We start from the raw sequence: 26,958 nt of genomic DNA, 5'->3' as shown, positions 1-26,958 counted from the left end.
TCGTGGCGATGATGATCTTCGTCGCCGCGGTGGTTTCCACGCAAACCGCGATCGTGGTCATGTCCCGACAGGCCGAGCTCCAGGCCGAAACACTCGGCCACGTCTATCTGGACGGGTTGTCCGCAGCGGTGCTTCCCTACGTACGCAACGGTGACGACGAAGCCGTCGGCGCCGTTCTCGAACAGGCGCTGGAATTCCATGAAGGTGTCGTCGATCGGCGGCTCATGTTCCTCGACAACGACCTGAACGTCAGGGCCGAGGCGCTGCGCGCCGGTGAAAATGCGGTGCCTGAACTTCCCTCCGAATTGGGCCTGGCCGAAACCGGCACACTGCCGATGTCGAATGACGGCGGGATGTGGATCTGGCGCGGACTGCATTCCAATGGTGTGCGGGTGGGAACGGTCGCCGCCGATCTCGACCTTTCTGCTTTCCAGGAATCACCTCGGCAGTTGCGATGGTTGCTGCTGCTGTTCGATCTCGTGTTCAGTCTGGTCTGCGCGCTGCTTGGCTTCTTCATGGTGCGACGGATGCAGCGGCCGGTCACCCTGCTCGCACGCCGCTTGTATGATGCGGCGTTCGGAGATCCCCGCCCGATTGCGGAGGGTGAAATCCCGCTTGGCGACCGGCAATCGGCGAGAATGTTCCATGCTTTCAATGCAATGGCGCATGCCACGCACGAACGTGAAGCCCTGCTCAAGCACCTTGCCGACAGGGAACGGGAAGCCGTGCTCGGGCGACTTGCTGCCACCATTGCTCATGAAGTCCGCAATCCGCTGGGCGGCATGCGTGCCGCCGTCGGCACCCTGAAGCGCTTCGGTGACCACGAGCAACCCCGTCGCGAGGCAATCGAGTTCCTCGACAGAGGCGTCATTGCGCTTGACGAGGTCGTGAACGCTACGCTTGCGAGCCACCGCACACGGATACGGTGGCGCCCTCTTTCGCGTCAGGACTTCCAAGATCTGCGATTGCTTGTGGATGCAGACGGTAAATCTCGCGATGTCACGATCAACATGGATCTTTCGATTCCGGATGAAGTACCGGTAGCCGCTCTTGAAGTGCGGCAGGTCCTTCTCAATCTTCTGCTCAACGCCGTGCAGGCATCGAACAAGGGTGGAAGCGTAAGGCTGTCGGCCAAGCTGCTGGGCAAGCAACTGGAGATCGAAGTGGAAGATCAGGGAAGCGGCCTGGAGCCGCAGATGACACAGGCGCTGCAAAAAGGAACACCTTCACCCGATCTGCCGGGCCTCGGCATCGCCGTGGTCGTTCGCCTGGTAGAGCGCCTCAACGGTCGCGTTTCGGTGCAGTCCCCTCCCCAGCTCGGCACGCGCATCACATTACATCTGCCCCTACAGGCCCAAGGCGGCGGCGAATGAGCAGGCACCATGTCCTGGTTGTGGAGGATGACGCCATCCTCGGCGGCGCGCTGACCCAACGGCTGAAACTGGAGGACTTTGAGGTCACGTGGGCCAAGGACTGCGACCAGGCTTTGATCGCCATGAGACGCCGCCGACCCGATTTCGTCCTCTCAGACATCGTGCTGCCGGACGGTTCCGGTGAAGACCTATACCGCAGGGCCCAGCCGTGGCTCGGAGATACGCCGATTCTGTTTGCCACCGCCTTTGGCGAGATCGACCAGGCTGTACGTCTGGTCAAGGCTGGTGCCGACGACTATTTGACCAAGCCCTATGACGTCGACGATGTCATCGAACGTATTCGCGGGCGCCTGCGCCGACCGGCTGCAGAAGTCGAGGAAAACGGCGTAGTCCACTTCGCTCTTTCGCCGGCAACCGAGCGCATCGCCGAGCAGCTCCGGCGTGTCTCCAACACCGATCTGCCAGTCCTGATCACGGGCGAAACGGGAACAGGCAAGGAGGTCGCCGCGCGTTACCTTCACGCGACGTCCCGCCGTGCGAAACAGCCGTTCGTTGCCGTGAATTGCGGCGCGATCCCGCATGACCTCCTGGAGAGCCAGTTCTTCGGCCACGAGCGCGGAGCGTTCACCGGTGCCTCGCAGTCCCACGTCGGCTTTTTTGAGGAAGCAGGCGACGGCACACTCTTTCTCGATGAGGTTGGAGAACTGGATGCACGCCTGCAGATCGCGCTGCTGCGTGTCCTGGAGGACGGTCGCTTTCGTCCCGTCGGCTCGCGCACTGATCGCTCGTTCCAGGGCCGCATCATCGCTGCGACGAACGCCGATCTCGACACGATGCGCATCGAAAAGACCTTTCGGGAGGATCTCTATTACCGGTTGTCGGTAATCGAAATCTCGCTGCCCCCACTGCGCCATCGAACCGCTGAAATCGAGCCGCTTGCCGATCGGTTGCTGAGGCAGGCAGCTCATCGCCACGGCATGGACGTTCGCTGGATCTCGCCGGACGCGTTCACGGCCCTCCTTCACCACGACTGGCCCGGAAACGTTCGTGAACTCCGCAACCGTCTTGAGCGCGCCACGGTGCTTGCGCGCGGGAACATGCTGGCACCTGAGGATATTTTTCCGGAGCTTGCGTTGGCTGCGCCGGAACCCGACACCCTTGCCGACGCTCGCAGACAGGCCGAAAGCGAACGTATCGATCGCGCATTGATCGAAAGCGACGGAAAGGTCGGCGAAGCGGCAAGGCGGCTGGGAATTTCCAGAACCACACTTTGGAAGCGGCGAGCATCCAACAAGGGCGATCAATGATTTCCAAGTCATGGCGTATGCCACACCGGCAACATCGCCGCCGTTCACCCCCGCAGCGATAGAACCCATCGGAGACGATACGGACCTTTTCGCGGTGCCAGAAGCAGCAAGATGTTGGCCCGGGCGCGACGCCGGGCCAACATCCGGAAACGCTCAACCGCTAGAGATCAACCTTGGCGTTATCGCCAAAGTCAGGCTTGGCTCCAGTCACCGCAGCCAGCGCCATCTTGGCAGTCGCAATGATGCGCCCTGGGCTATCCCACAGTTCCCCTTCATCCGGGGTCACCGTTATCAGGCGAATGTCTGGGTCCTGAGCGCTGTCCCACCACGCCTCGTCGGTGCGCTCCCAAAGCTTTGCGATCTTGTCACGATCGTTCGAAACTTCGGCATGCCCCGAAACGGTGACGAATTTGTACCGTCCGCTATCCGTCCAGGCCATCGTGACCTTGGGATATTCGGCCAATTGCTCGTTCTTAGGGCTGTCGTCGTTGACGAGAAAATAGATGGCATTCTCATCTCGATGAACGCGTGCGGAAAGAGGCCTCGCCCGGTTGTACTCTCCATCCCACGTCACGAACATGCAGATGTCGATCTCCTTGGCGAGCTCCCATATGCGATCCTGGACCTCGGCGGCTGAAAGGTCGGACTTCTGTTCCTGGTTGTCCTGCTTGGCCATGTGCATTTCCTTGCGAAAGAGTGAGTTAGCGACTCAACTCGCGCGCCGGGGCGGCGGTTCCTTGGTCACAGTAGGAATAACCGGAAGCTTGCTGGTGTTATGGTCGGGCAACTCGGCTAGCAGGCGGCCGGAACCATTTCTCTCGTTGTAGGTTTAGCTGCGCTGCCGCCCCGCAGCATCCCGAAAAAGACTTCGAAATGAAAAGGGCTTTGTCATGCGCAATGCGGCGTTCCAGCGTCCCGTCACAGTCCTGGTCGGACTTGGTTTCCCCCGGTCGATCGCCAGCGTGCGCGAAGTGTTCGCATATCTTGAGGACGTGCCCAGGCTCCTTCGAGACGAGGTCTATCACGCGACATGCGATGCCTGCCGCGATGCCTTGACGGAGCGCTGCTCCCCGCAGGAAGCGCACGACGTATTCGTCGCTTATGCGCGTCGGCGTGGCGTACTCCTAGACGAGCCTCTTGCAACAACGGGCCTTCGCAGCCAGGGTCAGTTGGTCAGAACCTGACGTCATGCGGCCGTCACCCGGCTGAGATACGATGTGTCGGCTGCGTCGTCTAGCAAAGCGCAGGCAGCCGCGGCGTGGATGCCATGTTGAACATTGTTGGCGGCAGCGCCCGGCCCGGACCGGCGGTGAAAGAAGTGACGTACCGGTGGCTTGCGCCAATGTGCAGCCGCTTGCCTTCCGGATAATTAACTTACGCAGATCACCGTCATCCTGACCGATTGTTTCAGGTTTGAAACACCTTTGGCAATAAGCTTGAAAATGATTACGCGGTGGCTCGTCGGCCCCCACCGCAGCCAGTCAATCCGGAAACGCTAAAATAACCTAAAATCAGCGGGTTAGGCGACCGGCACCGGTGGTCAGGAAGCCTGAAAAAGGGCGCTTTTCAAACACAATCCCCTCCCTTATGGTACCCGCCAATCGTGGGCGGGCTCAGGCCCTCACGGGGAACATTGAACAAACAAAAAAGAGTTTGGGAGCCACTATGCGTAAACTTCTTCTCACTGCGAGCGTTCTCGCGCTCGGCGCCGCTGTCATGCCGGCGTCCGCGGAAACCGTTCGCTGGGCCCGCGCGTCCGACGCGCTGACGCTCGATCCGCATTCGCAGAACCAGGGTGTAACGCACACCTTCGCCCACCATATCTACGAAACGCTGGTGGACCGCGACGTCGAGGGCAATCTGATCCCGCGCCTCGCCACCGAGTGGGCGGTCAAGGAAGGCGATCCGACGGTGTGGGTGTTCACACTGCGCCAGGGCGTCAAGTTCCATGACGGCGCCGACTTCACCGCCGAAGACGTGGTGTTCTCGCTCGACCGCGCCCGTTCCGACAAGTCGAACATGAAGCAGCTTCATGCCGGCGTCCAGAGCGTCACCGCCGTCGACGACCACACGGTCGAGGTGAAGATGAGCGGGCCTTCGCCGCTCTATCCGAACAACCTGACCAACACCTTCATGATGGACAAGACCTGGACCGAGGCGAACAACGCCGTGGAAGTCCAGGAAGCCGGCTCGACCGACGACAACTTCGCCGTGCGCAACACAAACGGCACCGGTCCGTACATGCTGGAGTCGCGCGACCCCGACGTGCGTTCGGTCCTCAAGCTGAACGAAAACCATTGGGCAGAAACCAAGCCGGCCGTCACCGAGATCATCTATCTGCCGATCGCCGACAACGCGACCCGTGTCGCGGCACTGCTGTCGGGTGAAGTCGATCTGGTGCAGGACGTGCCCGTGCAGGACATCGAGCGCCTGGGCTCGAGCGACGGCATCAAGGTCACCACCGGCCCCGAAAACCGTGTGATCTATTTCGGTTACCGCTTCGGCGACGCACCGCTGAAGTCGTCCAACATCACCGACAAGAACCCGATCAACGATCCGAAGGTTCGCGAGGCGATGCACCTGGCCATCGATCGCAACGCCATCCAGCAGGTGGTGATGCGCGGACAGTCGGTGCCGACCGGCGTGGCGACCCCGCCCTTCGTCAACGGCTGGACCCCCGAGCTGAACGAGTATCCGGAAAAGGCCGATGTCGAGGGCGCCAAGGCGCTGCTGGCGGAAGCGGGCTATCCGGACGGCTTCACGATCACGCTCGACACACCGAACAACCGCTACGTCAACGATGAGGCGATCAGCCAGGCCGTCGTCGGCATGCTCGGCCAGATCGGCATCAAGGCCACGCTGGCCTCGCGCCCGATCACGCAGCACTCGCCGCTGATCCAGAATTCGGAGACGGATTTCTACCTGCTCGGCTGGGGCGTTCCGACCTTCGATTCGGCCTACATCTTCAACGACCTGATCCACACGCAGGCGGGGCACTACGGCGCCTATAACCCGAGCGGGTATACCAACCCGGAACTCGACGCCAAGATCGAGTCTCTCGAGACGGAGGTCGACCTGGACAAGCGCAACGCCACGATCGCCGAGATCTGGGCGAAGGTGCAGGAAGACCGCGTGCTGCTGCCGATCCACAATCAGGTTCTGGCCTACGCCATGAAGGATGGCATGAACCTGGACGTGCATCCGGAAAACCAGCCGCGCCTCTACAACGTTACCTTCGGCGAGTAACAGGACTTGCGTTGAACGCCCGCGTCGCAAACTTTGCGGCGCGGGCCTTTTTCGTTAGCATCCCGCACTCAAAGGTCGCGGTTTCCGCCTCCATCCTGATCGATGGACCGGTGGACGCCGCGATGCCGTGCATCGTTCGTTCGGCAACGCCGGACGCTGCACCCTATGGGGACCAAAGTCATGCTTGCCTTCATCCTCAGACGGCTAGCCCAGTCCATCGTCGTGATGCTGGTCGTCGCCCTCATCTCTTTCATGCTCTTCCGTTATGTGGGCGATCCGGTCGCCTCGCTGCTCGGTCAGGATTCGCGTCTGGAAGACTTCGAAGCCCTCCGTGAGAGGCTGGGTCTGAACGATCCGTTCTATGTCCAGTTCTTCCGCTTCATCACCGACGCGGTGCAAGGCGAATTCGGCATTTCGTACCGCCTGCAGCAGCCGGTCAGCGAACTTATCATGTCGCGCCTGCCGGCAACCATCGAGTTGGCCTTCACGTCGGCGCTGATCGCGCTGGTCGTGGGCGTCACGCTCGGCGTCTTCACGGCGCTGCGGCCGAAAAGCCTTTCGACCGCGATCATCATGACGCTGTCGCTGGTTGGTGTTTCGCTGCCAACCTTCCTGATCGGCATCGGGCTCATCTACATCTTCGCGGTGGAGCTGCAGTGGCTACCGTCCTTCGGCCGCGGCCAGGTGGTCGATCTCGGCTGGTGGCGCACGGGGCTGTTGACTGAATCCGGCCTGCGCTCGCTCATCCTGCCGGCGATAACGCTGTCGCTTTTCCAGCTCACCCTCATCATGCGCCTGGTGCGCGCGGAGATGCTGGAGGTGCTGCGGCAGGACTATATCCGCTTCGCCAGGGCGCGCGGGTTGTCCAAGCGTGCGATCAATTTCGGCCACGCGCTGAAGAACACGATGGTCCCGGTCATCACCATCACCGGCCTGCAGCTCGGCTCTGTCATCGCCTTCGCGATCGTCACCGAAACCGTGTTCCAGTGGCCCGGCGTGGGCTCGCTGTTCATCAACTCGGTGCAGGTCGTCGATGTTCCGGTGATGGCCGCCTACCTGATGTTCATCGCTTTCGTTTTCGTCGTAATCAACCTGATCGTCGATATCCTCTACTACGCCGTCGATCCGCGCCTGCGGGTACACGCCTCCGGATCGGGGAAATAGGCCCATGTCCACACCACAAAACCCGGCCACGCCCGTGGCCACCAAGCCGCCGTCCCGCCTCTACCGCATGTGGGATTCCGACGTCTTCTTCTCGTTCCGGCGCTCGCCGGTCACCATCGTCGCTGCAACCGTGGCATTCGTGCTCGTGCTCGCGGCGATCCTGGCGCCATGGATCGCGCCCTACAATCCGTTCGACCCTGCAAGCCTCAACCTGATGGACGGCTTCACCGCGCCGAACTCAAACTCGATGATGGGCAACTACTTCCTGCTGGGCAGCGACCATCAGGGGCGCGACGTGCTGTCGACCATTCTTTATGGCAGCCGCGTGTCGCTGTTCGTCGGCGTTTCGGCAACGCTGTTCGCGATGGCGATCGGCATTTCGCTCGGCCTCACCGCCGGTTATGTCGGCGGCACAACCGACTCCATCATCATGCGCGTCGCCGACATCCAGCTCTCCTTCCCCGCCATCCTGATCGCGCTGCTCATCTTCGGCATCGCGCGCGGCATCATTCCGCCGAGCCAGCAGGAAGGCATGGCGATCTGGGTGCTGATCGTGGCCATTGGCCTTTCCAACTGGGCGCAGTTCGCACGCACGGTGCGCGGGGCCACCATGGTCGAACGGCAGAAGGACTACGTCTCTGCCGCGCGCATCATGGGCGTGCATCCGCTGGTTATCCTCGTCCGTCACGTGCTGCCGAACGTTATGGCTCCCGTGCTGGTGATCGCCACCATCGGGCTTGCGCTGGCGATCATCGAGGAGGCGACGCTGTCGTTCCTCGGCGTCGGCGTGCCGCCGACCCAGCCCTCGCTGGGAACGCTGATCCGCATCGGCCAGCAGTTCCTGTTCTCGGGCGAATGGTGGATCCTGTTCTTCCCCGCCATCACGCTGGTGCTGCTGGCTCTGGCCGTGAACCTGCTTGGCGACTGGCTGCGCGACGCGCTCAACCCGAGGCTGCGCTGATGACTGAGCCCATCATTTCAGTCCGGAACCTCGTCGTCGAGTTTCCGCTTCGACGAGGCCTTTTCACCGCCGTCAACGACGTGTCCTTCGACATCATGCCGGGTGAAATCCTGGGTGTCGTTGGCGAGTCCGGTGCCGGCAAGTCGATGACGGGCGCTGCGATTATCGGCCTGATCGAGCCGCCGGGCCATATTGCCGGGGGCGAGATTTACCTGAGCGGCAAGCGCATCGACAACCTGCCGCCAGAGGAGATGGCCAAGCTGCGTGGCAAGCGCATCGGCATGGTCTTCCAGGACCCGCTGACATCGCTCAACCCGCTCTACACGGTGGGCCAGCAACTGGTGGAAACCATACGTCGGCACCTGCCGATGAACGAGGCGCAGGCCAGGCAGCGGGCGATCGAGCTTCTCGGCGAAGCCGGCATCCCCTCGCCCGAAACCCGCATCGACAGCTATCCGCACCAGTTCTCCGGCGGCATGCGCCAGCGCGTGGTGATTGCGCTTGCGCTTTCCGCCGAGCCGGACCTGATCATCGCCGATGAACCGACCTCGGCACTCGACGTGTCGGTTCAGGCGCAGATCATCAAGGTGCTGAAGCAGTTGTGCGAAAGTCGCGGTGCGGCCGTCATGCTCGTTACCCACGACATGGGCGTCATCGCTGAAACGGCGACTCGCATGATCGTGATGAACAAGGGCAAGATCGTCGAGACCGGCTCCGTTGGCGACATCATCAAGCGACCGAAGGAAGAGTACACGATCGGCCTGATCGACTCGATCCCTTCGATCCGCGACGAGACGCGCCGCCATGAGGTGGCGCCAGCGGCGACGCAACTCGTCAAGGTGGAGAACCTGACGCGAGACTTCGACCTGTCGCCGTCGTTCTTCGATCGGCTTGTGAAGGGTTCGAAGCGCTCCGTCGTCAAGGCGGTTCAGGACGTGTCCTTCGGCATCCGCAAGGGCTCAACCTACGGGCTGGTCGGCGAATCCGGCTCCGGCAAGTCGACCTGCGCGCGCATGCTGGTGGGCCTTATCCCGCCGACATCGGGCCGGGTGCTGCTGGAGGACGAGGACATCTGGGAAAGCGGATCGGGCACGCAGAAGCGCCGGCAGCGCGTGCAGATGATCTTCCAGGACCCTTATGCCAGCCTCAACCCGCGCTGGCGGGTCGGCGACATCATTGCTGAGCCGATGCGGGCGCTGAAACTGGTCAGCGGCAAGCGCGAGGCGGAGGACCGCGTCGCCGACCTGCTCGAAAAGGTTCGTCTCGATCCGATCGTCATGCGCAAGTTCCCGCATGAGTTCTCCGGCGGCCAGCGCCAGCGCATCGCCATCGCCCGCGCGCTTTCCAGCCAGCCGGAGTTCATCGTTTGCGACGAACCGACCTCGGCGCTGGACGTTTCGGTGCAGGCGCAGGTGCTGGACCTGATGCGCGGGCTTCAAGACGAGTTCGGTCTGACCTATCTGTTGATCAGCCACAATCTCGCGGTCGTGCGGCAGATGGCCGATGATGTCGGCGTCATGCACGGCGGCGTGCTGGTGGAACAGGGTCCGGTCGACGAGATTTTCGACGCCCCGAAGGTTGAGTACACACGCATGCTGCTCAACTCGGTGCCGGACATCTCGAAGGTAGAATAGGAAAGGGAAAAGCCATGACGCGCGAAAAGTGGGTCGACGACATCCTCAAGTTCTGGTTCGAGGAACTCACCTATGAGGACTGGTTCGGCGGCGCACCGGAACTGGATGAAAAAATAAGATCGCGCTTTCTGGACGTCTATGAGCGCCAGAAAGCCGAACTTGACGTGAAGACGATTGACGACCCGCAGACGGCGCTGGCGGCGATCATCCTGTTCGACCAGTTCCCGCGCAACATGTTCCGCAAGACGGCGGCCGCCTTCGCCACCGACGACCTTGCCATCGGCATCGCCCGGCTGGCTGTCGACCGCGGCTACGACAGCCAGGTCGAGCCGAAGGCCAAGTCGTTCATCTACATGCCCTTCATGCACTCGGAGGTTTCGGCCGACCAGGAGCGGTGCGTCGACCTCTTCCGGATGCTGGGCGAGGACGACGGGCTGAAATACGCAATCGAGCACCGCGACATCGTTGCGCAATACGGACGCTTTCCACACCGCAACCGCGTGCTCGGGCGCGAAAGCACCCAAGCCGAGGTTTCGTTCCTCGAAGGGCATTCCGGCTACGGGCAGTAAGAGCTGCGCGTACTTCCCCAGCGAGACTTGCACCCGCGTGGGTTGTCGCCCTAGATAGACGCATAACAAGAGCTCTCAGGGAGGAACTCGTGGCCAAGACCCCGGCAAAGACTGCTTCCGGCAAAAAGTCGGCAGCAACCAAAACGACCAAGAAGGAGCCGGGTGCGAAGGCCGCCGAGGCGAAGACGACGGCCGCGCTGAAGAAGACCACCACCGCCGCGAAGGCCAAGCCGGCGGCAACCAAGACAGCGGCGACAAAGCCCGCGACCGCTAAAGCGCCGGCAAAATCGTCCGCCGCCCAGCCAAAGGCGCCGGCCAAGGCCGCAGCCTCGAAGACGGCGACCGCCAAGGCTCCTGCGAAGGCCGCATCCACGTCGAAGACTGCTGCGACCAAAGCTCCTGCTGCAAAGGTCACCGCCGACAAGGCAGCTCCGGCTGCCAGGAAGGCGGCTACAAAGCCCGCAGCCAAGTCAGCGGCAAAGGCCGCTTCTGCATCCAAGGCAACATCTGCCAAGACTGCTAAGGCGGCCTCCACGCCAAAGAAGGCCGCATCTGCCAAGGCATCGGCAAAGCCGTGGCTTGCCAGCTACCCCGACGTCGTGAAGCACGAGATCGAGCCGATTGCCGACGCCTCGATCGGCGACATGATGGTCAAGTCGTGCGCGACGTTTGCCGCCCGGCCGGCTTTCACCTCGATGGGCAAGACGCTCACCTTCTCGCAGCTCGAGGAGCATTCGCGCCACCTCGCCGCCTACCTCCAGTCGAAGGGTCTCGCCAAGGGTGCGCGCGTGGCGATCATGATGCCCAACGTGCTGCAATATCCGGTGACGATGATGGCGGTGCTGCGGGCAGGCTACACCGTCGTCAACGTCAATCCGCTCTACACCCCGCGCGAACTCGAGCACCAGTTGAAAGATTCCGGCGCCGAGGCGATCGTCATCCTGGAAAACTTCGCCACCACGCTCCAGACGGTGCTTAAGAACACCCCGGTCAAGCACGTGATTGTCGCCGCCATGGGCGACATGCTCGGCCTCAAGGGTTTCATCGTCAATCTCGTCGTGCGCCGCGTGAAGAAGATGGTGCCCGCCTGGTCGCTGCCAGGCCACGTCAAGTTCAACGACGCGCTCAGCCAGGGCCGATCGAAGACCTTCAAGAAGCCCGATGTTGGCCTCGATGACGTTGCGTTCCTGCAATATACCGGCGGCACGACCGGCGTTTCGAAGGGCGCAACGCTGCTGCACAGCAATGTGCTCGCCAACGTTGCCCAGAACGCACTGTGGGTGGAAAGCGCTTATGTGAAGCGGCCGAAGCCGGACCGGTTGATCTATGTCTGCGCGCTGCCGCTCTATCACATCTACGCGCTCACCGTGAACGCGCTGATGGGCATGCAGCAGGGGGCCGAGAACATCCTCATCGCAAACCCGCGCGACATCCCGGCCTTCGTGAAGGAACTGCAGAAATATCCGGTTAACGTTTTCCCCGGCCTCAACACGCTGTTCAACGCACTGCTGAACAACGAGGATTTCCAGAAGCTCGACTTCAAACCTCTGCTTCTCACCTTCGGTGGCGGCATGGCCGTGCAGAAGGCGGTCGCCGAGCGCTGGAAGAAGCTGACGGGCATCGTCATCTCCGAGGGCTATGGCCTGTCGGAAACGTCACCAGTCGCAACCGCCAACCGATTTGACGCCGACGAATTCTCCGGCACGATCGGCCTGCCGATCCCGTCGACGGAGATCGCCATCCGCGACGAGGACGGCAAGGACGTGCCGCTCGGCGAAGTGGGCGAGATCTGCATCAGGGGCCCTCAGGTCATGGCGGGCTACTGGAATCGTCCTGACGAGACCGCCAAGGTGATGACCAAGGACGGCTTCTTCAAGTCGGGCGATATGGGCTTCATGGACGAGCGCGGCCACGTCAAGATCGTCGACCGCAAGAAGGACATGATCCTGGTCTCCGGCTTCAACGTCTACCCGAATGAGATCGAGGACGTCATTGCCATGCATCCGGGCGTGCTCGAGGTGGCGGCGGTCGGCGTGCCCGACGAGAAATCCGGCGAGGTGCCGAAGATCTTCGTCGTGAAGAAGGACCCGAACCTTACCGACAAGGACCTCATCGAGTTCTGCAAGGACAAGCTGACCGGCTACAAGCGGCCCAGACAGGTCGAGTTCCGCACCGAGCTGCCGAAGACCAATGTCGGCAAGATTCTTCGGCGCGAGCTGCGGTAGCCCACCAGGCGCGCCGGCAGGCGAATTCCGTCAGCCGGCGCTTACCTTTTCGTTGAAGTTGGAGAAGAACTGACCCGCCAGCTTCTTCGACGTCGAGGTGATGAGCCTGCTGCCGAGCTGGGCGATTTTGCCGCCGACATCGGCCTTCGCTTCATAGCGCAGGATCGTCGCGTCGGGACCATCCTCGGTCAGCGTCACGTCGGCACCGCCCTTGGCGAAGCCGGCGATGCCGCCCTTGCCTTCGCCCTGGATGGTGTAGGAGTGAGGCGGCTTGAGATTCTTGAGCTCGACCTCGCCGTTGAACTTGGCCTTGATCGGCCCGATCTTGAGGGTCACAACCGCCTCAAGCTCAGTGTCGGATTTCTTCTCGAGGCTTTCGCAGCCGGGGATGCTGGCGGCCAGCACCTCCGGGTCGTTCAGCGCTTCCCAGACCTTGCCGATCGGCGCCTCGATCCGCTCCTCGCCTTCGATCGTCATCGCCATGGCTCAAATCCTCCCGCGTGGCTTGCTCAGATGTAGCGTAATCGCCTGCGAGCATGCAATAAATGGAGCCTGCTACAAAAGAGGGAAATGCACATGGCCGGTACAGCCAGGACGAAACTTCGGTCCCAGCAATGGTTCGACAACCCCGCCGACCCGGGCATGACCGCACTCTACATCGAACGCTATCTCAACTACGGGCTTACCCGCGAGGAGCTTCAGTCCGGCAAGCCGATCATCGGCATCGCACAGACCGGCTCCGACCTGTCGCCTTGCAACCGCCACCACATCGAACTGGCAAAGCGCGTGCGCGACGGCATCACCGCGGCCGGCGGGCTCGCCTTCGAGTTTCCGGTTCATCCGATCCAGGAGACAGGCAAGCGCCCCACCGCCTCGCTCGACCGCAACCTCGCTTATCTCGGCCTGGTGGAGGTGCTTTACGGCTATCCGCTCGACGGCGTTGTGCTCACCATCGGCTGCGACAAGACCACGCCGGCGATGCTGATGGGCGCTGCCACCGTCAACATTCCCGCCATCGCGCTTTCGGTCGGCCCAATGCTCAATGGCTGGCATCGCGGCGAGCGCACCGGCTCGGGCACCATCGTCTGGAAGGCCCGAGAAATGCTGGCCGCCGGCGAGATCGACTATAGCGGCTTCATGGACCTCGTCGCCTCATCGGCCCCTTCGGTCGGCTACTGCAACACGATGGGCACGGCCACGACGATGAACAGCCTTGCCGAGGCGCTGGGCATGCAGCTTCCGGGCTCCGCGGCCATTCCCGCACCCTACCGTGAACGCGGCCAGATCGCGTATGAGACGGGCCGGCGCGCGGTGGAGATGGTGCACGAGGATCTCAAGCCCTCCGACATCATGACGCGCGAGGCGTTCGAGAATGCCATCGTCGTAAACTCCGCCATTGGTGGCTCGACCAACGCGCCGATCCATCTCAATGCCATCGCGCGCCATCTCGGCGTGCCGCTCGACAATGACGACTGGCAGAGCGTCGGCCACCATGTGCCGCTGCTGGTCAATTTGCAGCCGGCCGGCGAATATCTCGGCGAGGACTATCACCATGCTGGCGGTGTGCCGGCTGTGGTGGCCGAGTTGATGAGGGGCGGTCTCCTTCCGCATCCCGATGCGCGCACCGTGAACGGCCGCACCATGGGCGAGAATTGCGCCAAGACGGAAAACCTCGACGACAAGGTAATCCGATCGGTTTCCGCACCGCTCAAGGAGCATGCCGGCTTTATCAACCTCAAGGGTAACCTGTTCGATTCCGCCATCATGAAGACGAGCGTGATCTCGACGGAATTCCGCGAACGATACCTTTCCAACCCCGAGGATCCGGACGCCTTCGAAGGCAAGGCGATGGTGTTCGACGGACCGGAAGACTATCACAACCGCATAGAGGACCCTGCGCTCGGCATCGACGAAAACACCATTCTGTTCATGCGCGGGACCGGGCCGGTCGGTTATCCGGGTGCGGCGGAAGTCGTGAATATGCAGCCGCCGGCCTATCTCATCAAAAAGGGTGTGCACGCCCTGCCATGCATCGGCGACGGGCGGCAATCCGGCACGTCGGGCAGTCCGTCGATCCTCAATGCGTCACCGGAGGCCGCGGTCGGCGGCGGGCTGGCTCTGCTGAGGAGCGGTGACCGCGTGCGGATCGACTTGCGCAAGGCGACAGCCGACATCCTGATTTCGGACGCGGAACTCACCGAGCGCCGCGCGAAACTGGAAGCCAATGGCGGCTACGCCTATCCCGAGCACCAGACGCCGTGGCAGGAAATCCAGCGCGGCATGGTCGACCAGCTCTCAGCCGGCATGGTGCTGAAGCCCGCGGTGAAATACCGGCGGGTCGCGCAGGAAAAAGGCGTGCCGCGAAACAATCACTGAACGAACGGGGCCGCGCCGGAAGGCACGGTCCCGTTTCAGCTTGCTACGCCACCGTCAGAGGTGGCGTGCCCTCATGCATGGCATTCCTGATTTCCTTCCGGAAGTCGGGAGTGTCGTGCTCTCCATGCACAGCAACTGCATGCTGAACGGCGGCCTCGACGAGTTCGTCTTCGCCATCGGCCGAGATTGCAACTGTGCATTTCATTTCACTTGGAAATTCGCGGCAGTCTATGTATTTGCGCGCCATGTCGAACCTCCCGGTACCAGGCACAAACCCCGCTTGGGGCGTATTGTACTCCCGTACCGGATGCTCGTCACACGGTTTGCTCTACGCAAAAAAGATGTGCCGTCACATTATTGCGTATAAGTAACCGGTCCCGCTTTTGTGGCTGAACGGAACGTATTCTTGACCAGACGCAATTCATCTCTCGGCTTCTTCGGATTATTCGGCCGCTCGGAAGACCTGCGCCGGCTGGATGCCGCGCTGCGATCCGTCGACCTTCACCCCGCGCTTGTCCCCGAAGGCGTCAAGCTGACGATCGTCAACCTGATGAAGGATCACTGGCCGGATGCCGAGCCGCCGCCTGAAGCCTATCCGCCACTGGCTGGCCTGTTCGCCTATTGCGCGGTAGGCCCGGAGGCGTTTGCAGCCGTTAACGGCACCGACCGCGTGAACGATGTCGAGGCCCGCATCGAACACGCCCTGGACGGCAATGGCGGCATCGACGCGCAACTGGTGCTGCTGGCTCTTCATGCAAGACTGATGCACCCTGAAATCATCGCCCGCTTTGAGCTGAGCGTCGAGTAGCCCCTACCAGCCCATTGCCTTGCGAGGCAGGTAGATGTTGGCGTGGCGGGCGCGCAGCGCATCGTCGATTTCGCGGGATACGTGCCGGGGAAAGTGCGTTTCCAGGATACGCCGCTTCTCGGCGATCGCGCGCTGCAGGATGTCGGGCTTTCCCTTCTCGTTCCATTCCTTCGGGCTGAACCGATCGGCGATGGCCGGATAGAAATATTCCGTCTGCATCAGCCGCAAGGTCTGCTCGTGGCCGAGATAGTGGCCCGGCCCGTTGAGGCATACGTCGGCGATCGAAGCGACCGAGAGGCTCGCCTCCGACACCTCGATGCCGCGCACGCAGCGCAGGCACTGGCCGATCATGTCGTTGTCGATGATGAGGCTCTCCAGGCAAAAGCCGAGGAGAGAGGCGTGCATGCCGGCCGACTCGTAGACCAGATTGAGCCCGGAAAGGCCCGCCATCACGTCGGTGATGCCCTTCTCGTAACCTGACTGAGCGTCGGGCAGCTTGGAATCGGCCATGCCGGCCGCCGAGCCGCCTGGCAGGTCGTAATATTGCGCCATCTGCGCGCAGGCCGCCGTCAAGAGCGCCTGCTCGCCGGAGCCGCCCGACATCGCACCGGTGCGCAGGTCCGACACGAAGGGCCAGGTGCCGAATATGCAGGGATGGCCGGGCGCGAGCGCGTTGACATAGATGAGGCCCACCAGCACCTCGGCCACGGCCTGCACCACCGCGCCGGCGATGGCAGCAGGAGCCGTCGCGCCCGCCTGCCCTGCCGACAGCAAAAGGATCGGTATGCCACCCTCGACACAGGCTTCCAGCACGCCGCAGGCATCCTCGGCGAACTTCATCGGCGGCACGACGAAGCAGTTGGAATTGGAGACGAACGGTCGGGCGCGGAAATTCGTCTCGCCGCCGGCGATGGCATAAAGCATGTCGAGCGCCGGCGCGACGTTTTCGCGAACCGTGAAGCTGGTGCCGACATGCTTGGTCGTGCCCATCAGGCAGGCATAGAGCGTGTTCAGGTCGAGATCGGCGGGGTCGACCATGTCGCGTGCCACCATCGGGCGCTGGAAGAAATGGATGTTGTCCATCGCGTCGACAATGCGCGCGGCATCGTAGATGTCCTGCAGCAGCGATTCGCGGTATTCGCGCTTTTCGACGTCGACCACATGCACCGCCGCGCCCGCCGTGCCGTAATGCACCCGACTACCCTGCACGACCATGTCGTGCCGCTCATCCTGGCCGTGGAGGGTGAAGTGGCGCGCGGCCTTTGCGATCGTCTCCAGCACCAGCGCGCGCGGAAAGCGGATGCGGCCGTCCGCGCCATATTGCGCCCCGGCCCGCGTCAGCGCGGCGATACAGCTCGGAATGGCGTTGGCGAAGCCGACCGTTTCGAGGATCGTCAGGACCGCCTCGTGGATCTGGTCCATGTCGTTGCGGTCGAGCGGTTGGTAGCGGCCGCCTTCAAGCCCCGGCCTGACCGGGTTTATGTCCTGCCCAAGGGGCGCCGCCCGCATCGCACGCCGCGCCTCGCGGCCGCCCGAGCGCCTTGAAGCGGGTGCGGCAGCCTGTTGTTCATCGACCGTGACCGGCATCGACAGTTCCCCAACTGGCGTTCGGGCAGCGGGGGCGGCCATCTACGGGCCACTCTTGTCGCTGCGCCTTCGGGAACTATGGCGCGGTCGCGGTTTGCGGGATTGTGCCAGCCGATTCGGCGAAGATGAGCCAGCACTGAAATGCTGGCCCAAAGGTTCGGATCAGGCGGCGGCCGGCCTGCGACCTGCCGCCGTCGCCAGTTCGCGGATGCCCGGCTCGATGTGCTGCAGCGCAATCGACGAAATGCCCAGCCGCAGGAAGTGGCCGTTCTTCTCGGGTCGGTCGAAGAAGCGCGCGCCTGGCTCGACCAGCACGCCGCGCGACTCCGCCATCTGCGCCAGCGCCGCGCTGTCCGTGCCGCGCGGACCTTCCAGCCAGAGCGAGGTTCCGCCCGGCGTCTCGCCGAAGCGCCATTCCGGCAGGAAGGCGTCGATCGCATGGGCAAGCCGCTTGCGGCGTTCCGCGAACGCGGCCGAGAGCCGGCGCACCAGCGCCTCGTGGTGACCGAGCGAGAGGAACAGCGCCACGGCGCGCTGGTTGTTTGCCGGCGGATGCCGCAGCATGAAACGGCGCAGTGCGCGCAGCTCGGCGATCAGGCCGGCGGACGCGACGATGTAGCCGAGCCGCAGGCCCGGCGCGAGCGTCTTGGACATCGATCCGACGTAGACCACCCGCCCGGAACGGTCCATGCCGCGTAGCGCCTGCTGCGGCGCGTCGTCCATGAGCTGGCTGTCATAGCCATCCTCGATGATGATGCGGTCGTGCGCCTCGGCATCGGCCAGCAACTGCCGGCGACGCGCCTCGCTCAGCGACACCATCGTCGGGCAATGGTGGTTGGGCGTCACGAAGACAAAGTCGCTCTCGCGGGGGATGGCGCCTACATCGATGCCGTCCTTGTCGACCCTGACTGGCGCGACCTCGGCACCTGCAAGCTGGAAGATGGAGCGCGCATCGGGATAGCCCGGATCCTCCATAGCCACCCGCGAACCCTTGTTCATCAGCAGCGTGGCCAGCATGTAGAGCGCGTTCTGCGCGCCCAGCGTGACGATGATCTCGTCCGGATTGGCGAAGATGCCGCGCCGCGGCAGAAGGCGCGCCTGGATCTGCTCGATCAGCAGCGGATCGTCGCGGTCGACCATGTCGGCCGCCCAGTTACGAATCTCCAGCACGGCAAGCGCCATGCGGTTGCACTCGCGCCATTCTGCGGTCGGAAACAGCGCCGGATCGAACTGCCCGTAGACGAACGGGTAGGACGACTTGATCCAGTTCTCCTGCTTGGTCGGCTCGGGCATGTCGGAAGCGGCGATCTGCCGGCGCGCTTTCCAGTCGATCTTGTCCTGCTGCTCGCGGTTGGGAACCTCGCGCATGCGTCCGGGGGTTGCGAGCACTTCCGGGTTCACGAAGTGGCCGCGACGCTCCTTCGCGATGAGAAACCCCTGGTCGACGAGCTGCTGGAACGCCAGCACCACCGTGCCGCGCGCAACGCCGAGCTTTTCCGCCAAGATACGGCAAGAGGGCAGCGGCATTGAAGCTGCGATCTGCCGATCGAGGATGGCGGCCACGATGGCCTGCCGGATCTGCGCCTGAAGCGTCTGGCCGGAATCGGCCGAAATCCTGAACAAGCCGGACCATATGGCCGGATCGGTTCGCGTAGGCATGGCTTCACTCCCGAATGCCGAGAGACTCGACGGTCTCTGGCGCAACGCATTCAAGACTGGTCCAATGACTTAAGCCAATGAAATAAATTGATGATACCAATTTGTGCCACTGATAGATCGGCGCTTGGGCCATTTGCCGCTTGAACCTTCGGCTGCCCAAGGCTTATGAATCCGCGCGCGCCGGCACGACCGGTTGCGGCTGCCCCAAAAGCTGGCGGAGACAGATATGGACAGGACCGGTTTCGACGAGGCGCTCGCCGCACTCAAGACCCACCACGCCGCGCTTATGCCGCTCGATATGCGCGCCGCTTTCACATCCGACCCGGGCCGTTTCGAGGCCTTCTCGCTGCGTCTCGACGACCTGCTCTTCGACTTCTCCAAATGCGCGGTAACGGCGGAAACGCTTGCGCTGCTAGAACAGCTTGCCCGCGCCGCCAAGGTGGAGCAGCGCCGCGCCGCGATGTTTGCCGGCGAAGCGATCAACGCTACCGAGGGGCGCGCAGTCCTGCACACCGCCCTGCGCAACCGCTCGGATCGTGGCGTAAAAGTCGACGGCGCCGACGTCATGGGTGAAGTGCGCGCAGTCCTGGATGCGATGGCAGCTTTCGCCGACGGCATCCGCTCCGGCACGATCGTCGGCGCCACCGGCAGCAAGATCACCGACGTGGTCAATATCGGCATCGGCGGTTCGGACCTGGGACCAGCCATGGCGACGCTGGCGCTCGCGCCCTATCATGACGGCCCGCGTGCGCATTACGTCTCCAATGTCGACGGCGCTCATATCGCCGACACCTTGAAGGGGCTCGACCCCGCCTCGACGCTTTTCATCGTCGCATCGAAGACCTTCACCACCATCGAAACCATGACCAACGCCGAGACGGCAAGGCGCTGGATCGCCGGAGCGCTTGGCGAAGACGCGGTGTCGGCCCATTTCGCGGCCGTCTCTACCGCGCTCGACAAGGTGGCCGCTTTCGGCATGGGCCAAGACCGGGTCTTCGGCTTCTGGGATTGGGTCGGCGGGCGTTATTCGATGTGGTCGGCCATCGGCCTGCCGGTGATGATCGCGATCGGGCCGGAGAATTTCGGCAGGCTGCTCGACGGTGCCAACGCGATGGATCGGCATTTCGAGACTGCGCCACTGCAGGACAATCTGCCGATGATGCTGGGGCTGGTCGGCTACTGGCATCGCGTCGTCTGTGATTATCCGGCCCGTGCGGTTATTCCCTACGACCAGCGTCTTGCCCGGCTGCCCGCCTATCTGCAGCAGTTGGACATGGAATCGAACGGCAAGGGCGTCACGCTCAACGGAACGCCGGTTTCCACGCCTACCGGCCCGCTTGTTTGGGGCGAGCCCGGCACCAACGGCCAGCACGCCTTCTTCCAGCTCCTTCACCAGGGCACGGACGTCATCCCGGTCGAATTTCTCATCGCGGCCGTGGGCCATGAGCCGGCGTTGCGCCACCATCACGATCTCCTCGTCGCCAACTGCTTCGCGCAGTCGGAAGCGTTGATGAAGGGCCGCACGCTGGAAGAGGCGCGCGCGCAGATGCTTGCGAAAGGCATGGCTGCGCAGGAGGTCGAGCGCATCGCGCCGCACCGCGTCTTTTCCGGCAACAGGCCGTCGGTGACGTTGCTCTACCGTACGCTCGATCCTTTCACGCTCGGCAGGCTGATCGCGCTCTACGAGCACCGGGTGTTCGTGGAAGCGCAGCTCTTCAACATCAACGCATTCGACCAGTGGGGCGTGGAGCTTGGCAAGGAGCTGGCCACGGGGCTTCTGCCTGTCGTGGAAGGCAAGGAGGATGCCGCGGGCCGCGACGCATCCACCGCCGGCCTCGTGCGACACATGCGCGAACTCCAGTAGCGAAGGCGATCGACTTGGCCGACATCAAGGGCATTCTTTTCGACAAGGACGGCACACTTGTCGATTTCCACGCCACATGGTTCGCCATCGGTGACATTCTCGCGCTGCGAGCGGCGGACGGCGACCGCGACCGCGCCAACGATCTGCTCGACGTTGCGGGCTTCGATTTCGCGACGCACAGCTTCCGGCCGGACTCGATCTTCGCCGCCGGCACAAATGCCGATATCGTCAGCCTCTGGTATCCACATCTTGCCAACGGCGCGCGCCAGGCACTGATTGCCGAATTCGACCGCTTCACCACCGAGGAAGGGGCGTCGAAGCCGGTCGTGCTGCCCGGTTGCCGGGAAGCGCTTGCCGCCTTGCACGCAACCGGCCGCCAGCTCGGCATCGCGACCAACGATTCCACCGGCGGGGCGGAACGAACGCTGCTTGCGCTGGGTGTGGCGCAAATGTTCGCCGCGACTTACGGATACGACGCCGTCGCCAATCCGAAGCCGGCGCCTGACACGGTCTACGCGTTCTGCGACTTCACCGGCCTGCGGCCTTCGCAGGTGGCCATGGTGGGCGACAACCGCCACGACCTCGAAATGGCAAAGGCGGCAGGCGCAGGGCTCGCCGTCGGTGTGCTTTCGGGCACCGGCACGCGCGACTCGCTCAGCCAGCTCGCCGACGTGATTCTCGATTCGGTGGCGGACCTGCCGGAGTACCTGGCCGTACAGGCGTGATAAGGGCGACTAGCTGCTTCTGCGCCCTTTGAAATCCGCTGGCCGCTTCTGCAGGAAGGCGGCAACGCCTTCCTTGTAGTCGTCGGACCAGCCGGCTTCGCGCTGCAAGCTGCGCTCGACCTCGAGTTGCGCATCGAGGTCGTTCATCGTCGCAGCCTGGATCGCCTGTTTCGTCAGCGCATAGGCGCGCGTGGGGCCCTTGGCGAAGCTTTCGGCAAGAGCCGTCGCCTCCTCCTTCAGCCTGTCATCGTCCACCGCCTTCCAGATCAGCCCCCACTGCGCCGCATCCTCTGCGGAGAGCGGATGCGCCGTCAGCGCCAGCGCCTTGGCGCGCGCCTCGCCGAGATGTTTCGTCAGCCAGTAGGTGCCGCCTGCATCGGGGATGAGACCGATCTTCGAGAAGGCCTGGATGAACTTCGCCGACTTGGCCGCCAGCACGACATCGCAGGCAAGGGCGATGTTGGCGCCTGCGCCCGCAGCCACACCGTTGACGGCGCAGATGACCGGCATTTCCAGCGCCCGCAGCTTGCGCACCAGTGGGTTGTAATAGGTCTCCAGCGTCATGCCGAGGTCGGGACTCTCGCCCAGGATCGTCGGATCGCGGTCGGAAAGGTCCTGCCCGGCGCAGAAACCGCGCCCTGCGCCGGTCAATACGATCGCGCCGCAATCCCTGTCGGCCTCGCAGGCCTCCAGCGCGGCGCGCAAAGCCAGGTGCTGGGCCTCGTTGAACGCATTCAGCCGTTCCGGCCGGTTCAACGTGATGACGGCATAACCGTCGCGGCGTTCATGAATGACGGGTGTTTCGGACAAAGGTTCCTCCCTGAATCGATGGTAACTAGGGCAGTAAGGCAGTAGGGCATTCAAGCTCTTCTCCCCCTACTGCCTTACTGCCCTACTCCCTTAATCACCTACTCGAATACAATCGCCGGCGCTGCCGCTGCAGACGCGGCGCTTGCGGCCTTCACCTGCTCCCAGACCTTGCCGGCGATCTCGCGATAGACCGTAGCCTGTGCGCCCTGCGGGTCGGAGACGACGACCGGCGTTCCGGCATCGGAGGATTCGCGCACGTCCATCGTCAGCGGTACTTCGCCGAGGAAAGGCACGCCGAGGCGTTCGGCCTCCCGGCGCGCGCCGCCATGGCCGAAGATGTCATAGCGATTGCCTGTGTCCGGCGCGAGGAAATAGCTCATGTTCTCGACGATGCCGAGCAGCGGAACGTCGACCTTGTGGAACATGTTCAGGCCCTTGCGGGCATCGATCAGGGCGAGGTCCTGCGGTGTCGAGACGATGACGGCGCCCGCGAGCGGCACGGCCTGCGCCATGGTGAGCTGCGCGTCGCCGGTGCCGGGCGGCATGTCGACGACGAGCACGTCGAGCGCGCCCCACTCGACTTCGCGCAGCATCTGGGTCAGCGCCGACATCACCATCGGCCCGCGCCAGATCATCGGCGTCTCCTCATCGACGAGGAAGCCCATAGACATGACCTTTACGCCGTAATTCTCCATCGGTTTGAGAATCTTGCCGTCGACCGTCTGCGGCCTGCCGGAGATGCCGAGAAGCCGCGGCATCGAGGGACCGTATATGTCGGCATCGAGGATGCCGACCTTGAGCCCGTTGGCCGCAAGCCCGAGCGCGAGATTGACGGCGGTGGTCGACTTGCCGACACCGCCCTTGCCCGATGCGACCGCGATGATCGCCTCGACGCCCGGTACGCCGGCCTTGGCGCGCTGCTTCCCGGCGGGCGCAGCCTGGGCCGGCACCGGACGCGGCGGCGCGGCCGGCCGGGGCGGTGCTGTCGGCGCCGCTTCCATGCCGCCGCCCTTCTTTTCGGCCGTCAATGCCACGACGGCGCCCTCGACGCCCGGCATCGCCTTCACCGCGCGCTCGGCGGCGGCGCGCAATGGCTCCAGCGCCTGCGCGCGATCGGCCGGTACGGTGACGGAAAAGAACACCTTGGAATTGGCGATGAAGATGTCGGAGACCAGCCCCAGCGAGACGATGTCGCCCTCGAAATCGGGGCCCTTGATCGTCCTCAGCGTTTCGAGGACTGCTTCCGTGGTCACGGACATGGCGTTTGCTTCCGCTTGTTTCTTTGTGCTGCCCAGATAATGCAGTTTGCATGCGTGGCCAAGGGCAGGCCCATCGTGACTGTGGCGATCCGGCGCTGACGAGACTAATGTCCGCCCATGATCGATAAGCTCGAATTCTTCATTGCGTTGGCGCGCACACGGCATTTCGGCAAGGCAGCCGAGGAACTTGGCATCACCCAGCCGACGCTTTCGGCCGCGGTCAAGCAACTCGAGGACCAGCTTGGCGTGATGCTGGTGCAGCGCGGATCGCGCTTTCAGGGCCTGACGCCGGAAGGCGAACAGGTGCTCGCCTGGGCGCGGCGCATCACCGGCGATGCCCGCACGATGAAGGAGGAGATGCGCGCAGCCCGCCACGGCCTCTCCGGCCGTCTGCGGATCGCGGCCATTCCGACCGCGCTCGCCATGACGCCGCTTCTGACCACGCCATTCCGCAAGAAGCACCCCGGCGTCACCTTCACCATCCTGTCGCGCACCTCGATCGAGGTACTGTCGCTGCTCGGCAATTTCGACATCGACGCCGGCATCACCTATCTCGACAACGAGCCGCTTGGCCGTGTCGTCTCGGTGCCGCTTTACGCCGAGCGCTACCAGCTCATCACGGCGGCGGGAACGCCGCTGGCCGACCGGGAACGCGTAACCTGGGCCGAGGTCGCCGAACTGCCGCTGTGCCTGCTGACCCCCGACATGCAGAACCGCCGCATCATCGACCAGCATCTGGCCGAAGCCGGCACCGGGGCGCGGCCGACGCTGGAATCCAATTCGATGATCGTGCTGTTTTCCCATATCCGCACCGGGAAATGGTCATCGATCATGCCGCTCAACCTCGCGGAAACCTTCGGCTTCTCGGAGCCTATCCGGGCCATACCGATCGTCGAACCCGACGCCCGCCACATCGTCGGCCTCGTGGCGGCCAAGCGCGAGCCGCACACGCCGCTGGTAGCGGCGCTGCTTGACGAGGCGATGACGCTGGCAGACGATTTTGCCGAACGTCTCTGATCCATGATCCCGGCACGACCCGAACGATAGACAACTTCTATCAAACGACGAGACTGCTTTATTGATATTGCCGGTTTCGTCTGTTCTCATAAAGACTTAGCGAATTCCGGCAAGGAACAGGGAGGGCGCTGCAGCGTGATGCAGTCGCAAGGTACCGAAACCGAGGCGCAGGTCGCCGCGATCATCGAGGAACTTAAGGGCCTCGAGGGGCCGCTTCTGCCCATCCTCCACGGCGTTCAGGAAGAGTTCGGCTACGTGCCCACTGAGGCGCTTCCCGTCATCGCCGAGGCGCTGAACCTCTCCAAGGCCGAGGTGCACGGCGTCGTCACCTTCTATCACGACTATCGCAGCCAGCCTGCCGGCCGGCATGTGCTCAAGCTCTGCCAGGCGGAAGCCTGCCAGTCGATGGGTTCGGACGCGATCGCCGCGCAGGTCAAGGCCGCGCTCGGCGTCGACTTTCACCAGACGGCGGCGGATGGTTCGGTCACGCTTGAGCCGGTCTATTGCCTCGGCCTCTGCGCCTGCGCGCCAGCCGCCATGCTCGACGGCGAGGTGATCGGACGGCTGGACGCAGACACGATCGCGGAAATCGCGGCGGAGGTGCGGACGTGATCCCCGTCATCTATATCCCCGGCGATTCCGGCGCGCTGGCGCTTGGCGCGGAGAAGGTCGCGAAGGCCATCGCCGCAGAGCTCGAAAAACGCGGCATCGAGGCGACCATCGTGCGCAACGGCTCGCGTGGCCTCTACTGGCTGGAGCCGATGGTCGAGGTCGCGACTGACGCCGGCCGCGTCGCCTATGGTCCGGTGAAGCCGTCCGACGTCGCCTCGATGTTCGATGCCGGGCTGCTCTCGGGCGGGCAGCATCGGCTATCGCTTGGTAATCCTGAACAGATACCGTTCCTGGCGAAGCAGACCCGGCTGACCTTCGCGCGCTGCGGCGTCACCGACCCGCTTTCGCTCGACGATTACGAGGCCCATGGCGGGCTGGCCGGCCTGAGGAAGGCCGTGGCGATGACGCCGGCCGACATCGTGCAGACGGTGACGGATTCCGGCCTGCGCGGGCGCGGCGGCGCGGGCTTCCCGACAGGTATCAAGTGGAAGACCGTCCACGACACGGTTGCCGAGCGCAAATACATCGTCTGCAACGCCGACGAGGGCGACAGCGCGACCTTCGCGGACCGCATGATCATGGAGGGCGACCCCTTCGTGCTGATCGAGGGCATGGCGATTGCAGGCATCGCCACCGGCGCGACAAAGGGCTTCGTCTACATCCGTTCCGAATACCCGCACGCGATCCGCGCCATGGAGGCGGCGGTCCGCGTCGCGCGGCGCGCCGGTGTTCTGGGTCCAGCCGTTCTCGGGTCGCCCAATGCATTCGACATTGAGATTCGCGCCGGCGCCGGCGCCTATGTCTGCGGCGAGGAAACGTCACTACTCAATTCGCTCGAAGGCAAGCGCGGCGTGGTGCGCGCCAAGCCGCCGCTGCCGGCCATCCAGGGGCTGTTCGGCAAGCCGACCGTCATCAACAATGTGATCTCGCTCGCCTCGGTGCCGATCATCCTGGACAAGGGCGGCGAATTCTACCGCGACTTCGGCATGGGCCGTTCGCGCGGCACGATCCCGATCCAGATCGCCGGCAACGTGAAGCATGGCGGCCTGTTCGAAGCCGGCTTCGGCCTCTCTCTGGGCGAGATCGTCGACGAGATCGGCGGCGGCACGGCCACCGGCCGGCCGGTCAAGGCGGTTCAGGTCGGCGGACCGCTCGGCGCCTATTTCCCCCGCGACCTGTTCGATACGCCCTTCGACTACGAAGCCTTCGCGGCCAAGGACGGGCTTATCGGCCATGCCGGCATCACCGTCTTCGACGATACGGCCGACATGCTCAAGCAGGCCCGTTTCGCGATGGAGTTCTGCGCCATCGAAAGCTGCGGCAAGTGCACGCCCTGCCGCATCGGTTCGACGCGTGGGGTGGAGACGCTCGACAAGATCGCTGCCGGCATCGAGCCGGAAAAAAACCGTGCGCTCGTTACCGACCTCTGCAACACGATGAAGTTCGGATCGCTCTGCGCACTGGGCGGCTTCACGCCCTACCCTGTCATGAGCGCGATCAACCATTTTCCGGACGATTTCGCGCCGCAGGCGAAGCTGGAGGCCGCGGAATGAACGAGAAGGTCAAAGGCCCCGCTTCCTATTTCCCATCGATCGAAAAGACCTATGGCCAGCCGATCGACCATTGGAAGACGCTGATCCAGCAGCGGGTCGGCGCGAAACACATGGAAATCGTGAACTGGCTGAAGAGCGAGCACGGCCTCGGCCATGGTCACGCAAACGCACTCGTCGCGCACACGCTGACAGAGAACAAGGACCGCTAG

At 63.5% G+C, this 26,958-nt stretch carries 24 protein-coding genes; 17 read left to right on the top strand and 7 right to left on the bottom strand.

Annotated features, from left to right (window positions below; genetic code table 11):
* Window positions 1-8: 8 nt before the first annotated feature.
* The gene (locus V1479_RS05770; protein ID WP_368802077.1) at window positions 9-1,373 is read left to right on the top strand and encodes an ATP-binding protein; all 1,365 of its coding nucleotides are present in this window, start codon (window positions 9-11) and stop codon (window positions 1,371-1,373) included.
* Window positions 1,370-2,680 (top strand): sigma-54-dependent transcriptional regulator, encoded by a 1,311-nt coding sequence (locus V1479_RS05765; protein ID WP_368802076.1) that lies wholly within the window; start codon window positions 1,370-1,372, stop codon window positions 2,678-2,680. The genes V1479_RS05770 and V1479_RS05765 overlap by 4 nt, the downstream gene beginning before the upstream one ends.
* Before the next feature lie 160 nt (window positions 2,681-2,840).
* Here V1479_RS05765 and V1479_RS05760 read toward each other — a convergent pair whose 3' ends face one another.
* Entirely contained in the window at window positions 2,841-3,356 is a 516-nt protein-coding gene (locus tag V1479_RS05760) for a pyridoxamine 5'-phosphate oxidase family protein (protein ID WP_173187277.1), read from the bottom strand.
* Window positions 3,357-3,570: 214 nt separating this feature from the next.
* On the opposite strand from V1479_RS05760, the gene V1479_RS05755 reads away from it, so the two are divergent.
* The 7 genes from V1479_RS05755 (at window position 3,571) to V1479_RS05725 (ending at window position 12,479) form a co-directional block, all read left to right on the top strand.
* Window positions 3,571-3,864: a DUF982 domain-containing protein gene (locus V1479_RS05755; protein WP_368802075.1), complete on the top strand. Its 294-nt coding sequence runs from the start codon at window positions 3,571-3,573 to the stop codon at window positions 3,862-3,864.
* Between the two features lie 481 nt (window positions 3,865-4,345).
* Entirely contained in the window at window positions 4,346-5,926 is a 1,581-nt protein-coding gene (locus tag V1479_RS05750; protein WP_368802074.1) for an ABC transporter substrate-binding protein, read from the top strand.
* Window positions 5,927-6,106: 180 nt separating this feature from the next.
* The gene (locus V1479_RS05745) at window positions 6,107-7,090 is read left to right on the top strand and encodes an ABC transporter permease (RefSeq protein WP_368802827.1); all 984 of its coding nucleotides are present in this window, start codon (window positions 6,107-6,109) and stop codon (window positions 7,088-7,090) included.
* A gap of 4 nt (window positions 7,091-7,094) precedes the next feature.
* The gene (locus V1479_RS05740; protein WP_173187285.1) at window positions 7,095-8,051 is read left to right on the top strand and encodes an ABC transporter permease; all 957 of its coding nucleotides are present in this window, start codon (window positions 7,095-7,097) and stop codon (window positions 8,049-8,051) included.
* Window positions 8,051-9,685, top strand: coding sequence for an ABC transporter ATP-binding protein (locus V1479_RS05735; protein WP_368802073.1), 1,635 nt, complete (start codon window positions 8,051-8,053; stop codon window positions 9,683-9,685). Before V1479_RS05740 ends, V1479_RS05735 begins: the two co-directional genes overlap by 1 nt.
* 14 nt (window positions 9,686-9,699) lie before the next feature.
* Window positions 9,700-10,254, top strand: a complete 555-nt coding sequence (locus V1479_RS05730) for a DUF924 family protein (RefSeq protein WP_173187287.1) — start codon at window positions 9,700-9,702, stop codon at window positions 10,252-10,254.
* A gap of 197 nt (window positions 10,255-10,451) precedes the next feature.
* A complete protein-coding gene (locus V1479_RS05725) occupies window positions 10,452-12,479 on the top strand; it encodes a long-chain fatty acid--CoA ligase (RefSeq protein ID WP_368802826.1) in 2,028 nt (675 codons plus the stop codon).
* Window positions 12,480-12,509: 30 nt separating this feature from the next.
* On the opposite strand, the gene V1479_RS05720 is transcribed toward V1479_RS05725, so the two are convergent.
* Window positions 12,510-12,962: an SRPBCC family protein gene (locus V1479_RS05720; protein WP_368802072.1), complete on the bottom strand. Its 453-nt coding sequence runs from the start codon at window positions 12,960-12,962 to the stop codon at window positions 12,510-12,512.
* 93 nt (window positions 12,963-13,055) lie between these two features.
* On the opposite strand from V1479_RS05720, the gene V1479_RS05715 reads away from it, so the two are divergent.
* Window positions 13,056-14,855: an IlvD/Edd family dehydratase gene (locus V1479_RS05715; RefSeq protein ID WP_368802071.1), complete on the top strand. Its 1,800-nt coding sequence runs from the start codon at window positions 13,056-13,058 to the stop codon at window positions 14,853-14,855.
* Window positions 14,856-14,898: 43 nt separating this feature from the next.
* Here the strand turns inward: V1479_RS05715 and V1479_RS05710 are convergent, their stop codons facing one another.
* A complete protein-coding gene (locus V1479_RS05710; RefSeq protein ID WP_173187295.1) occupies window positions 14,899-15,102 on the bottom strand; it encodes a DUF1059 domain-containing protein in 204 nt (67 codons plus the stop codon).
* Between the two features lie 159 nt (window positions 15,103-15,261).
* On the opposite strand from V1479_RS05710, the gene V1479_RS05705 reads away from it, so the two are divergent.
* On the top strand, window positions 15,262-15,663 hold the full coding sequence (locus tag V1479_RS05705; protein ID WP_173187297.1) for a hypothetical protein: 402 nt from the start codon (window positions 15,262-15,264) through the stop codon (window positions 15,661-15,663).
* Window positions 15,664-15,666: 3 nt separating this feature from the next.
* On the opposite strand, the gene V1479_RS05700 is transcribed toward V1479_RS05705, so the two are convergent.
* Together V1479_RS05700 and pdxR are read right to left on the bottom strand one after the other, a co-directional pair.
* Window positions 15,667-17,250, bottom strand: coding sequence for a trimethylamine methyltransferase family protein (locus V1479_RS05700; protein WP_368802825.1), 1,584 nt, complete (start codon window positions 17,248-17,250; stop codon window positions 15,667-15,669).
* A 162-nt stretch (window positions 17,251-17,412) separates the two neighbouring features.
* Window positions 17,413-18,909, bottom strand: coding sequence for a MocR-like pyridoxine biosynthesis transcription factor PdxR (gene pdxR / locus V1479_RS05695; RefSeq protein WP_368802070.1), 1,497 nt, complete (start codon window positions 18,907-18,909; stop codon window positions 17,413-17,415).
* Between the two features lie 226 nt (window positions 18,910-19,135).
* Between pdxR and pgi the strand changes: the two genes are divergently transcribed.
* The gene (gene pgi / locus V1479_RS05690; RefSeq protein ID WP_368802069.1) at window positions 19,136-20,773 is read left to right on the top strand and encodes a glucose-6-phosphate isomerase; all 1,638 of its coding nucleotides are present in this window, start codon (window positions 19,136-19,138) and stop codon (window positions 20,771-20,773) included.
* A gap of 14 nt (window positions 20,774-20,787) precedes the next feature.
* Entirely contained in the window at window positions 20,788-21,498 is a 711-nt protein-coding gene (locus V1479_RS05685) for an HAD family hydrolase (RefSeq protein ID WP_173187301.1), read from the top strand.
* Window positions 21,499-21,507: 9 nt separating this feature from the next.
* Here V1479_RS05685 and paaG read toward each other — a convergent pair whose 3' ends face one another.
* Complete coding sequence (gene paaG / locus V1479_RS05680) at window positions 21,508-22,308, bottom strand: 2-(1,2-epoxy-1,2-dihydrophenyl)acetyl-CoA isomerase PaaG (RefSeq protein ID WP_368802068.1); 801 nt, start codon at window positions 22,306-22,308, stop codon at window positions 21,508-21,510.
* A gap of 98 nt (window positions 22,309-22,406) precedes the next feature.
* Window positions 22,407-23,567 (bottom strand): Mrp/NBP35 family ATP-binding protein, encoded by a 1,161-nt coding sequence (locus V1479_RS05675; protein ID WP_368802067.1) that lies wholly within the window; start codon window positions 23,565-23,567, stop codon window positions 22,407-22,409.
* Window positions 23,568-23,684: 117 nt separating this feature from the next.
* Between V1479_RS05675 and V1479_RS05670 the strand changes: the two genes are divergently transcribed.
* The 4 genes from V1479_RS05670 to V1479_RS05655 all read left to right on the top strand — a co-directional run bounded on the left by V1479_RS05670 (window position 23,685) and on the right by V1479_RS05655 (window position 26,958).
* Entirely contained in the window at window positions 23,685-24,584 is a 900-nt protein-coding gene (locus tag V1479_RS05670) for a LysR family transcriptional regulator (protein WP_368802066.1), read from the top strand.
* Window positions 24,585-24,722: 138 nt separating this feature from the next.
* Window positions 24,723-25,196: a formate dehydrogenase subunit gamma gene (locus V1479_RS05665; RefSeq protein ID WP_368802824.1), complete on the top strand. Its 474-nt coding sequence runs from the start codon at window positions 24,723-24,725 to the stop codon at window positions 25,194-25,196.
* Entirely contained in the window at window positions 25,193-26,749 is a 1,557-nt protein-coding gene (locus V1479_RS05660; protein WP_368802065.1) for a formate dehydrogenase beta subunit, read from the top strand. Before V1479_RS05665 ends, V1479_RS05660 begins: the two co-directional genes overlap by 4 nt.
* Window positions 26,746-26,958, top strand: coding sequence for a DUF4287 domain-containing protein (locus tag V1479_RS05655; protein ID WP_173187311.1), 213 nt, complete (start codon window positions 26,746-26,748; stop codon window positions 26,956-26,958). The genes V1479_RS05660 and V1479_RS05655 overlap by 4 nt, the downstream gene beginning before the upstream one ends.

It is taken from the genome of Neoaquamicrobium sediminum (assembly GCF_040970315.1).
Taxonomy (GTDB): Bacteria; Pseudomonadota; Alphaproteobacteria; order Rhizobiales; family Rhizobiaceae; genus Aerobium; species Aerobium sediminum.
This window is presented reverse-complemented; position numbering and strand designations above follow the sequence as displayed.